Below are 11,185 nucleotides of genomic sequence, written 5' to 3' on the forward strand. Positions count from 1 at the left end.
GGCCGCGGGGGCGGCCGCGCTCGGGGCCCTCGCCGGGCCGGCGCTGCGCCGCTTGGCCGGGGCCGAGGCGTCCGACGGCGAGGCGGCCTGCTCGGTCGCCTCCCCCGCGGTGGTCGTGGTGGTCGGCGCGGACTCGGGCGCGGGCGCGGGCGCGGCGCACGGGCCGGCCGGGGGCTCGACGCCGGCCGGCTGCGCCGCCGAACCGCACGCGGTGGTCGTGGCCGTCGCAGGCTGACCCTTCACGGGCTGTGCCGTGGCGGTGTCCGTGGTCGTGCTGGTGACCGACGTCGTGACCGTGCGGCCGTCCTCGGCCGTCGTCGTGCTCGTCGTGGTGGTCGTGGTGGTGGCCCCGTCCGACGACACCGTCGTGGTGCCGGGCCCCTCCGCGGTGCTCGCCGACGAGGTCGAGGAGGTGGTGGTCGAGGCGGTCGACGTCGAGGAGGAGGTCGTGGTCGAACTGGTCGACGTCGTCGACATGACCGTCGAGGTGGAGGACGTGGACGACGTGGACGACGTCGTGGACGAGCTCGAGATCGTGACCTGCTGCGTCGACGTGGTGGTCGATGCCGTCGCGGGAGCCGGTTGCGGCTCGGGCGTCGCGGCCGGCTGGGTCGCCGTCTGTTCCGCCGGCGGGCTGGGGGGCGGCTCGTCGGCCCGGACCGCGTCGGCGGCCAGGGCCAGGCCGGCGTAGACGCCGGCGCCCATCAGGCCCGTCGCGAGCGTGCGGCGCCACCAGGAGCGACCGACGCGGGCCGGAGCCCGGTCGTCGTCGCCTCCTGCGTGGCACGTCATGGAGCGGAAGCTAGGAACCGGTCCGTCTCGTCCGCTATGGGAACCGGTGCGCCCGATTTCCGGTTCGGTGTGTCCTCGCTCACACCCGTTCGAGTGGTAACAGATCGTGACCATCGACGGGTTGACGGGCTCGTACGGTGCCCTCATGAGTGCCACGCACGAGGTGACCAACCAGGTGCCGCCGCTGATCGGCCACGATCCGATTGCCGGCGACGCGGCGCTCGCGGAGGCCTGCGTCCGGCACGCCGACCAGGCGACGCTCGCCTCGCTCGCGGACCTGGGCCGGCTGGCCGGCAGCGAGCAGGCGCAGGAGTGGGGCCGGCTGGCCAACGAGAACGTGCCGCGGCTGCGCACGCACGACCGCTACGGGCATCGCATCGACGAGGTGGAGTTCCACCCCGCGTGGCACGACCTGATGCGGACCGCCGTCGAGCACGGCCTCGCCGGTGCGCCCTGGGCCGACGCCGGCTCCGGGAACCGGCACGCGCACGTCCGCCGCGCCGTCGGCTACTTGGGGTGGACCCAGGTGGAGATGGGGCACGGCTGCCCGGTGACCATGACCTACGCCGCCGTGCCGGCCCTGCGGCGGACGCCCGAGCTCGCTGCCCGGTACGAGCCCGGGCTCACCGCCCGGGCCTACAGCTTCGGGCTCACCGACCCGGCCGCCAAGCCCGGCCTCATCGCGGGCATGGGGATGACCGAGAAGCAGGGCGGTTCCGACGTCCGGGCCAACACCAGCCGCGCCGTGCCGCAGCCGGACGGCTCCTTCCGGATCGTCGGCCACAAGTGGTTCACCTCGGCGCCGATGAGCGACGTGTTCCTCGTGCTGGCGCAGCTCGACGAGGGGGTCTCCTGCTTCCTCGTCCCGCGGGTGCTCCCCGACGGCAGCCGCAACGTCTTCCGGGTGCAGCGCCTCAAGGACAAGCTCGGCGACAGGTCGAACGCCTCGAGCGAGGTCGAGTTCGACGGCACGGTCGGGTGGCTCGTCGGCGAACCGGGCCGTGGGGTGCCCGCGATCATCGAGATGGTCAACATGACCCGCCTCGACTGCGTCCTGGGCTCCGCGGCCACCGTGCGTGCCGCCCTCACCCAGGCGATCCACCACAGCCGGCACCGTTCGGCCTTCGGCGCGCTGCTCGTCGACCAGCCGCTCATGGGCAACGTGCTGGCCGACCTCGCCGTCGAGAGCGAGGCCGCGACGGCGCTGGCCGTCCGGCTGGCCGCCGCGGTGGACGCCGGTGAGACGGCGTTCCTGCGGCTGGCCGGGGCCGCGGCGAAGTTCTGGGTCTGCAAGCGCACGCCCGGCGTCGTGGCCGAGGCCATGGAGGTGCTGGGGGGCAACGGCTACGTCGAGGATTCGGGGCTGCCCCGCCTGTACCGCCAGTCGCCGCTGAACTCGATCTGGGAGGGCTCGGGGAACGTCATCGCCCTCGACGTCCTGCGGGCCATGGGGCGCTCGTCGGACTCGCTCGCCGCCGTGACCGCCGAGATCGACCTGGCCAGGGGAGCCGACCCGCGCTTCGACGACGCGGTCAAGCGGCTCTCCGCCGAGCTCGGTGACCCGGACCGGCTGCCGCTGCGGGCTCGCCGGATCGCCGGTCTGCTCGCGCTGTGCCTGCAGGGTTCGCTGTTGCTGCGGCACGCGCCGCACGCCGTCGCCGACGCGTTCTGCGCCTCCCGGCTGGGCGGTGACTGGGGCGCCGTGCTCGGCACCCTCCCCGCCGCCACCGACGTCGCCGCGCTGGTCGAACGATCGGCCGTCGAGGCTGTCAGTTGAGCCCTCCGGAGCAGTAGTCTCGGAGGCGGTCCACCGACCCGCACGAGGTAAGTCGGACGGATTCGCACCGTAATCTCTCCGCGTACGCGGAACACCCAGCAAGCGGACGGAGCGCGGGCAGCGTGCAACCAGATGACGGGTCGCGACCGGACCTCGGTACGGTCCCCGACGCCGTCTTCCGGCTCGATGCCGAAGGCCGATTCACCTACGTCAACGCGGCGGCCGAGTTCCTGCTGGACAAGCGGGCCGAGGACCTCCTGGGCCACACGGCCGGCGACTGCTTCCCCGCCGCGGTGAACTCGCTGGCCGAGGAGCGGTACTGGCAGGTCATCGCCGACGGGCAGCCCCGCGAGTTCGACTTCTTCTTCGAACCGCAGCAACGGTGGTACGAGATCCGCGTCTTCGCCGACCCGCCCGGCATCTCGGTGTTCTTCCGCGACGTGGACAGCCGCTACCGCGCCGACGCCCGGCGCGAGGCAGAGCTGCGGCGGTTCGCCTCCGTGCTCGAGGCCCTTCCCTCGGCCACCGTCCTCGTCGACTCCGACGGGCGCATCGTCACCGGCAACCGGGCCTGGGAGAGCACGCTCGCGGTGCCCCAGCGGTCGCTCGGCGTCCCGGGCAGCGACTACTTGGAGGCAGTCCGGACGGGGCTGGCGCCCTCCGACGTCGAGGCGATCGACGCCGGTCTCCGCCGGCTGCTGGCCGCGCCGACCGGGACCGTGCCGGTGACGTTCGACCACGAGTACCCCCGCTCGACGCCCACGACCAGCTCCTGGTTCCGGCTGCAGGCCTCCCGGGTCGAGCTCTCCCAGCGGGTCGTGATCACCCACACCGACATCACCGAGCGGGTCCGCAGCGAGCAGGCCCTCGCCTGGCGGGCCCGTCACGACGAGCTCACCGGACTGCCCAACCGCGGAACCCTGCTCGACCTGGTCGCCGCAGCGCTCGCGGCCGGGTCGGGGGAGGAGGGCCCTCGCGTCGCCCTGCTGGTCCTCGACCTCGACGGCTTCAAGACGATCAACGACTCGCTGGGGCACGGCATCGGGGACCAGTTGCTGCGCCAGGTGGGGCACCGGCTGGCGGCGGCATTGCGGCCGGGGGACGCCGTCGGCCGGCTGGGGAGCGACCAGTTCGTCGTCCTGGCCCACGACTGCGACTCGGCGGAGGCCGCGGGCCTGGCCTTCCGGCTGCAGTCGACCTTCACCCGGCCGTTCCCGGCCTCCGGCATCTCCGTGCCGCTGTCGGCGAGCGTCGGCGTGGCGGTCGCCCAGCCCGACGCCCGGGACCCCCACCAGCTGCTCAGCGACGCGGACGCGGCGATGTTCGCGGCCAAGAGCATGGGCCGCGACCGGGTGCGCCTGTTCACCCCCGGGCTGCGCGAGGCCGCGCGCTGGCGGCTGGAGGTCGCCACCCGGCTCCGCGACGAGGCCGTCGACCAGCTGGTGGTGCACTACCAGCCGGTCGTCCGGTTGGACACCGGCGCGGTGGAGGGTGTCGAGGCCCTGGTGCGCTGGCAGCATCCCGAGCGCGGCCTGCTGCCGCCGGACACGTTCCTCTCCGTGGCGGAGGAGACCGGCCAGATCATCCCGATCACCCGCTGGCTGCTCGCCGAGACCACCCGCCAGGCCGCCGAGTGGGCCGCCCAAGGGCTGCCGCTGCGCATGTCGGTCAACGTCAGCGCCCGGCACTTCGCGGCCGAGACCCTCGTCCGCGACGTCCGGCTCGCCCTGCGCGAGTCGGGCCTGCCGCCGGACCGGCTGGTGCTCGAGCTCACCGAGACCAGCATCGCCGAGGACCCCACCCGCGCCGAGGACCAGCTCAAGGTGCTGCGCCGGTCCGGGGTCCGCGTCGCGATCGACGACTTCGGCACCGGCTGGTCGTCGCTGGCCCAGCTGTTCGCGCTGCCCATCGGCATCCTGAAGATCGACCGATCGCTCCTGGCGGCCGCCGAGCAGGTCACCGGCGGCGAGAGCGGTGCGGTGCTGACCGCGATCGTCGCGCTCACCAGGACGCTCGGCATCCAGGCGATCGCGGAGGGCGTCGAGACCGCCGAGCACCTCCGGATGGTCCGGGAGGCCGGCTGCGACCTCGTCCAGGGGTGGCTGCTCGGGCACCCCATGCCGGCTGCGGACGTCCCTGGGTGGGTGCGCGGGGTGCAGGACGCCGGCGGCGACGTGTGCGCCCTCGCCGCCGCCGGGACGCCGTTGCGCGCCGTCCGGTGAGCGGCAACCGCGGAACGCGGCGGGCGACGGCTCCGGCGGGACCGCCCTCGGCGGGGCAGACTGCACCCGTGCTGGACAGCCCCTCCGCCCCCGCCCCGGCCGGCGACACCGACACCTCGCTCGACGACGCCGGACCCACGCCGTCGCCGGTGAGCACGCTCTCCTCCGACGACGGCGCGACCACCCCCGTGCCCGCGAAGCCGGCGCTGGACCTGCTCATCTGGGACGCGCCGAACATCGACATGACCCTGTCGACGGTCATCGGTGCGCGGCCCACCGCGGCCTCGCGACCACGGTTCGACGCGATCGCCGCCTGGTTCGTCGACGGTGCCGGGGGGCCGGACGCCGCTCGGGCCGACGCCGACGTGCCCGAGGTCGAGGCCTGCGTCTTCGCCAACATCCCGCCCTCGCCGGGGACCCTGCAGCGGTGGGTCGAGGCGCTGCGGGGGTTCGGCTACGCCGTCTTCGCCCGGCCCAAGACGTCGCCGGACGACGACATCGACCAGGACATGCTCGACCACATCGCGGTGCGCTCGCACAGCCACGAACTGCGCCGCCTGGTCGTCTTCTCCGGCGACGGCCGGAACTTCTCCGAGCCCCTGGAGGAGCTGGCACGGGCCGGGACCCGCGTCGTCGTCGTCGCGTTCAGCGAGGTGGCCGGCTACGCGATCAGCTCCGACGTGCTGGAGTTCATCGACATCGAGGACGTCCCGGGCGCGTTCGTGGAGCCCCTGGACCGGGTGCGGCTGGACGCGCTCCCGCCCGACGGCGCGTGGCTGCGGCCGACCCGCAGCCTTCGGGACTTCGTCAGTTCCTATACGGCACGGCGCTCCTGACACCCGCCCATCCGGCGGTTAGGGTCCCTGCGCGCGGGGGGCGGCCACGGCTGCGGTCCGGCGCATCGTGGCTCAGAACGGAGACAGCATGACCAGCGTTCCCGGCGTCGATCACCCCGAGGAGCAGACCGAGGCCGACGTCGTGCTGACCGGGCACAACATCACCATCAGCACCCGCGTGGAGTTCGTCGGTGACGGCGTCGTCGTCGTCCGGCCGTCGACCAGCGAGTACGTGGACGGCAGCGTCGCCGTGCCGGGGAACGCCGTCCTGGTCTACTGGCTGGCGGGCGAGACGCGGCGGGCCGTGCCTGCAGAGGTGGTGGACGTCGAGTCCGGCACCGTCGTCCGCTGGCGGCTGCGCATGACCGGCCCGGCCGAGGAGAGCCAGCGCCGGACGGCCGTCCGGGGGCGGGTGGTGGTCCCGGTGACCGCCGAGTACGGCGCCGTGGAGATCTCCGGCGACAGCATCGACCTCAGCGAGAACGGCATCCGCGCGCAGTTCGAGGGGTTCGGGATGCTGCCGGAGCCGGGGACGTCGATGGACCTCTCCGTCGCCCTCGAGGACGGCGAGCTGCGCACCAAGGCCGAGGTGGTCCGCGTCCAGGCCCGCGGTGCTCGCTGGCTGATGTCGATCAGGTTCGTGGACATCCCGGAGAAGGAGCAGGACCGGGCACGGCGCCGGGTCTTCCAGGCGCTGCGCGAGGAGCGGGCCCGCTCGGTCGACTGACAGCCGCCGCCCCCCGTCCGGGATCAGCGAACCTGATCGTGGCGCCTCCTCCCTCGGCGTGCACCGCGAGGGAGGACGCGCGGGGGTGAGGGAGGACGCGGCGCCGGGACGACGGGCCCGTCAGTCGCGGCGGTAGTCCCCGGAGCGGGGCTCGGGCAGCCAGTCGCGCTGCGACTCGGCCTGCTCGGCCCGGCCGGAGGGCAGCCTGGCCCAGACGTGCTTGCGGCCGGGACGGCGCTCCCACCCGTAGCTGATCGACAGCTGGCTGACCAGGTGCAGCCCCATGCCGCCCAGCGCCGGGTCGCGGTCGACGGCGGGGACGGGCGGACGGTCGGGCGCCTCGTCGCTGAGGTCCAGCAGCCACGCGCCCGGGCCGGCGACCACGACGGCCCGGACGTCGCCGCCGCCGTGCCGCAGCGCGTTGGACGCGAGCTCCTCGAACACCAGGAGGAGGCCGTCACGGGCGTCCTCGGTCGACCCGGACGCCACCGAGGGATGGGCGATGCGGGCACGCAGGTCCGACCGCACGCGGGACACGACGTGCATCGCCTCGAGCTGCCAGTGCCAGACATCACCGGGGACGGACGGGACGGGAGCGCTCGGCCACGCCTGCTGGGCCGGCTGGTCGGCCATCCGCCTCCCCTTTGCATCTGTTCGTGGCGGGCACCCGTCCGGTCGCCGCCGCTGCTCATCCTGGCCGATCGCGCTGCCCGGCGCGAAGGGAGGTCGGACCACCGCCGTGGCCAGGCACAATGCCGATGTGGACGAACTGCTGCGCGACCTGAGCCGGGTCGCCCTGGCCGATCGGGAGCTCTCGGAGGTCCTCGGCGAGATCACCGCGATCGCCGCCCGGGGCGTCCCCGGGGCCGAGTCGGTGTCGACGACGATGCTGCGGGGGGACAAGCCGTTCACCGCCGCGCACTCCAGCGAGCTGGCGCAGGTCGCCGACGAGCTGCAGTACGAGCAGGGCTACGGCCCGTGCATGGACGCCGCGCGCGGAGGGGTGATCCTGCGCATCGACGACACCGAGACCGAGCAGCGCTGGCCCGACTACATCCCGCGCGTGCGCGCGCACGGGGTGCGCAGCTCGCTGTCGGTGCCCCTGCCCTACCAGGGGTCGAGCATCGGCGGGCTGAACATGTACTCCAGGCGGCCCCGGGCCTTCGCCTCACCGGAGTCGCTGGAGGCGGGCCTCGACGTCGCCGAGACGATCGCGGTGGTGGTGGCCAACGCCGACGCGCACGCCCAGTTGTCCGACCACGCCCGCAACATGCGCCTGGCCATGGAGTCGCGGGCGGTCATCGAGCAGGCCAAGGGGGTGCTGATGGCCCAGCGGCACGTGACCGCCGAGCAGGCGTTCGAGATCCTCCGCGAGGCCTCGCAGCGCTACAACCGCAAGCTCCGCGAGATCGCGCTGGGCATCGTCGAGGGCACGCAAGGCAGCTAGTCGTCCAAGGTCGCCAGCCGGGTGACCAGGAACTCGGTCACCGCCCCGGCGTCGACGGTCTCCGCCACGTCGACCGCGGTGGGGGAGGTCGAGACGGCCCGCCGGTCCACCAGCGTCTGGCCTCGCCCGGCACCCAGGCCGGTGTCGACGACGACGTCGCGGCGCACCAGGCCGAGCGTGCCGGGCGCGACGGCCTCGGCGAGCGCCAGCGCGTCGTGCACCACCACCCCGGGGACGCCGTACGCCGTGCGGGCGTGGTCCAGGTACTGCTGCAGCATCGCCGCGGCGGTCGCCCCGGTGGGCCCGGAGCCGGAGAACCCGGCGATGTCGTCCGGCGTCAGCACCGTCGCCAGCGTCACGTCCAGGCCGACCAGGACGGTGGGGACCGTCCCGCCCAGCACCACCGCCGCGGCCTCCGGGTCGGACCACACGTTGAACTCCGCCGCCGCGGTGATGTTGCCGCCCCGGGCCGCCGACCCGCCCATGACGACCAGCCGGCCGATGCGCTGGGCGGCCTCCGGGAACACCGCCTGCAGGAGCGCGAGGTTGGTGAGCGGCCCGATCGCCGCCACCGTCACCGGAACCGGCGAGCTGGTCAGCAGCTCGGCGAGGGCGACGACCGCAGGGCGTGGATCGAGCGGCGCCGGCGAGGGCGGCAGTGCCACGCCGCCCAACCCCTCGGCGCCGTGGACGTGCCCGGCGCGGCGGGGCTGCGGGTGCACCAGCGGGCCGCGCGCCCCGGCGGCGACCGGCACGTCCGAGCGGCCGGCCAGGTGCAGCACGCGCAGCGCGTTCTCGCTGGTCTGCGCGAGCTCGACGTTGCCGTGCACCGTCGTCACCAGCCGCAGGTCCACCTCCGGGCTGGCCAGCGCCAGCAGGATCGCCAGCGCGTCGTCGATACCGGGGTCGGTGTCGATCACCAACGGGATGCGCTCGGCCACGACCGCATCCTCGCAGCGCAGGGCCTCAGGACGCGGTCGCGACGGGCTCCTCGTCGTCGGCAGGGTCCTCCGGCGTGGCCCGCCACCAGGGCGCCTGCGCCACCAGGTACAGGACGATGCCCACCGCCAGCAGGATGCCGGCGCGCAGCCAGATGCCGGCCTCCTGCTGCCAGAGCAGCAGCACGCAGGAGCCGATCGCGAGCACCGGGATGATCGACCACACGCGGAAGTGGTCGGCCGCCACCTCGTCCCGCCGCAGCACGAGCACGGCGATGTTCGTGCTGAGGAAGACGAGGAGGAGCAGGAGAACGACGGTGTTCGCCAGCTCGCCCAGGTCGCCGGTGAGGGTGAGCGCGATCGCGACCACGGTGGTGACGACGATCGCGACCCACGGCGTGCGCCGGTTGGGCAGCACGGTGGCGAGGGGACGGGGGAGCAGCCCCTGCTCCGCCATCCCGAACACCAGCCGGCTGGCCATGATCATGGTCAGCAGCGCGCCGTTGGCCACGGCGATGAGCGCGACGGCGCTGAACAGCTCGTCGGGGATGCCGGCGTCCGCCGCCTGGACGACCTCCAGCAACGGCCCGGACGAGCCGGCGAGGTCCTGCGGGGGCAGCACGATCGACGCGGCCAGCCCGACCAGCACGTAGACGACGCCGGCGACCAGCAGTGCGCCGAACAGCGCCCGCGGGTACACCCGGCGGACGTCGCGCACCTCCTCGGCCACGTTGGCGGAGACCTCGAAGCCGACGAACGAGTAGTAGGCGAGCAGCGCGGCGGCCAGGACGCCGGTGGTGACCGACACGCCCTCCGGGAACTCGGTCACCCGGCCGACGTCGCCGTCGCCGCGGCCGAGCACCAGCGCGCCCAGGATGACGACGAGGACGAGGCCGGACACCTCGACGACGGTCATGACCACGTTGGCCCGCACCGACTCCTGGATGCCGCGGGCGTTGAGCAGACCGATCAGCACCAGGAAGACGATCGCCGCGGGCACCGCCGGCACGTCGAGGAAGACGCTGAGGTAGTCACCGCCGAAGGCCAGCGACAGGCCCGCGGCGCTGGTCACGCCGGCGGCGAGCATGCAGTAGCCGACGAGGAAGGAGATCAGCGGGCTGCGGAAGGCCCGCTGGGCGAAGACCGCGGAGCCCCCGGCCCGGGGGTACTTGGTCACCAGCTCGGCGAAGGAGGCGGCGGTGAGCAGGGCCAGGACGAGGGCGACCAGCATCGGCAGCCACACCGCACCACCGACCTCGCCCGCGATCTCGCCGACCAGGGCGTAGACCCCGGCACCCAGCACGTCGCCGAGGATGAACAGGAACAGCAGGCGTCCGGTGACGGCCCGGCGCAACCGGGTCTCGTCGCCGTCCTGGTCGGGAGCCGTCGCCACGTCGTCGTGATCACGCACGCGCCGAGTCTTGGGGCGCGCCGGACCCTCGGTAATTCGGACGGCGCCCGATCGGGCGACACGCGGGCGCGTCGGGGCTGGACCGGACGTGACCGGCCCGCCGGATGGGCGGAAACCCGCGTGGGACGTGCCCGATGTCGACAAGTGGGCGAGCCCGGAGAGGGGTCACCGGCTGCCGTGGGAGGGCTCCGCAACGGTTGGGTCACGCGCCCTCCGGAGAGGGTCGGGAATGGCCGCCGCGGCCGGCCCTACTGCCTAGCTTTCTCCTTGTCCGCGACACCTTCCCCGGTCGCGGACGACGACTTGGGAGGCGTGATGAGCACCAGCGAGGCGACCCTCGCCGGCGAGATCGCCGCCCGTGGCTCCTCGACCGCTGGCGACTCCGCCCTGATCGGGCTGATCGGCGTGCTCGACCGGGCCGACGGGCCGCCGCCCCGCCCGCGGAACCGCCCGGTGCACTCGACCGCCTTCCGGGCCACCGGACGGCCGGTGCCGCTGCGTTCGGTGCAGCCGGCTCCCCCGGCCCGAGCCGGCCGGGTGCCGAGCGCTCCCGCGCCGCGCGTCGTCGTCGTGCCCGAACGGCAGCGCGTCCCGATCACCGGGCTGCGCGACCTGGTCCGGCGCCTCGCCCTCTGGGGCGGCGGCGCCGACGGCGAGTACCTGGCCTGGCGGACGGCGGCGCCCGCGCCGCGCCCTTCGCAGCGGACGCGCGTGCGCGCGCTCGTCCGCAGGGCCGCCCTCTGGGGCGCCGGCGAGCACGGCGAGTACCTGGCATGGGGTGCGCCCGTGGCGGCCCGCCGGCGGCTCGACCCCCCGATCGTCCTGCACGAACTGCCCAGCACCCCCACGATCCGGCCCGCGGCGCCTTCCCCCGCTGCGGCGCCTCGTCCCACGCCGGTCGCCCGGCGTGGTCCCCGGTCCCCCGTGGGACCGGTGCACTCCCCACCGCCGCCGGGCTGGCCGCAACCTCCGGCCTGGGCGGTGCCGGGAGCCGCGCGGATCGCCGCGCGCCCCCGGCCGGCGCACCTCGGCGCG

Annotated in this window: 11 protein-coding genes; 8 read left to right on the plus strand and 3 right to left on the minus strand. The window is 74.4% G+C overall.

Features of this window, described 5'->3' with window-relative positions; translation table 11 throughout:
- The 6 genes from A6V29_RS20980 to A6V29_RS13810 form a co-directional block, all read left to right on the plus strand.
- The coding region (locus A6V29_RS20980) for a hypothetical protein (protein ID WP_212719381.1) at positions 1 to 235 on the plus strand (235 nt) is incomplete at its 5' end.
- An 18-nt stretch (positions 236 to 253) separates the two neighbouring features.
- A complete protein-coding gene (locus A6V29_RS20985; protein ID WP_170977870.1) occupies positions 254 to 691 on the plus strand; it encodes a hypothetical protein in 438 nt (145 codons plus the stop codon).
- Positions 692 to 937: 246 nt separating this feature from the next.
- Positions 938 to 2,569: an acyl-CoA dehydrogenase family protein gene (locus A6V29_RS13795; RefSeq protein ID WP_137160826.1), complete on the plus strand. Its 1,632-nt coding sequence runs from the start codon at positions 938 to 940 to the stop codon at positions 2,567 to 2,569.
- A gap of 122 nt (positions 2,570 to 2,691) precedes the next feature.
- The gene (locus A6V29_RS13800; protein WP_137160827.1) at positions 2,692 to 4,791 is read left to right on the plus strand and encodes a putative bifunctional diguanylate cyclase/phosphodiesterase; all 2,100 of its coding nucleotides are present in this window, start codon (positions 2,692 to 2,694) and stop codon (positions 4,789 to 4,791) included.
- Between the two features lie 68 nt (positions 4,792 to 4,859).
- Positions 4,860 to 5,627 carry an NYN domain-containing protein gene (locus A6V29_RS13805; RefSeq protein WP_249933223.1) on the plus strand — a complete coding sequence of 256 codons (768 nt, stop codon included), beginning with the start codon at positions 4,860 to 4,862 and terminating at the stop codon, positions 5,625 to 5,627.
- Positions 5,628 to 5,715: 88 nt separating this feature from the next.
- Positions 5,716 to 6,354 carry a PilZ domain-containing protein gene (locus tag A6V29_RS13810; RefSeq protein ID WP_137160829.1) on the plus strand — a complete coding sequence of 213 codons (639 nt, stop codon included), beginning with the start codon at positions 5,716 to 5,718 and terminating at the stop codon, positions 6,352 to 6,354.
- A gap of 120 nt (positions 6,355 to 6,474) precedes the next feature.
- On the opposite strand, the gene A6V29_RS13815 is transcribed toward A6V29_RS13810, so the two are convergent.
- Positions 6,475 to 6,987, minus strand: a complete 513-nt coding sequence (locus A6V29_RS13815; RefSeq protein ID WP_137160830.1) for an ATP-binding protein — start codon at positions 6,985 to 6,987, stop codon at positions 6,475 to 6,477.
- 106 nt (positions 6,988 to 7,093) lie between these two features.
- Here A6V29_RS13815 and A6V29_RS13820 point away from each other — a divergent pair, with 106 nt between their 5' ends.
- Positions 7,094 to 7,801: a GAF and ANTAR domain-containing protein gene (locus tag A6V29_RS13820; protein WP_249933224.1), complete on the plus strand. Its 708-nt coding sequence runs from the start codon at positions 7,094 to 7,096 to the stop codon at positions 7,799 to 7,801.
- Here A6V29_RS13820 and A6V29_RS13825 read toward each other — a convergent pair.
- Positions 7,798 to 8,742 carry a nucleoside hydrolase gene (locus tag A6V29_RS13825; RefSeq protein WP_137160831.1) on the minus strand — a complete coding sequence of 315 codons (945 nt, stop codon included), beginning with the start codon at positions 8,740 to 8,742 and terminating at the stop codon, positions 7,798 to 7,800. The genes A6V29_RS13820 and A6V29_RS13825 overlap by 4 nt on opposite strands.
- Before the next feature lie 25 nt (positions 8,743 to 8,767).
- Entirely contained in the window at positions 8,768 to 10,150 is a 1,383-nt protein-coding gene (locus tag A6V29_RS13830; protein ID WP_170977871.1) for an APC family permease, read from the minus strand.
- A 315-nt stretch (positions 10,151 to 10,465) separates the two neighbouring features.
- Between A6V29_RS13830 and A6V29_RS13835 the strand changes: the two genes are divergently transcribed.
- Positions 10,466 to 11,185 (plus strand): hypothetical protein (locus A6V29_RS13835; protein WP_212719383.1); only part of this gene is annotated, 720 nt, incomplete at its 3' end.

This window comes from Blastococcus sp. CCUG 61487 (genome assembly GCF_005222955.1).
In the GTDB taxonomy this organism is placed as follows: Bacteria; Actinomycetota; Actinomycetes; order Mycobacteriales; family Geodermatophilaceae; genus Blastococcus.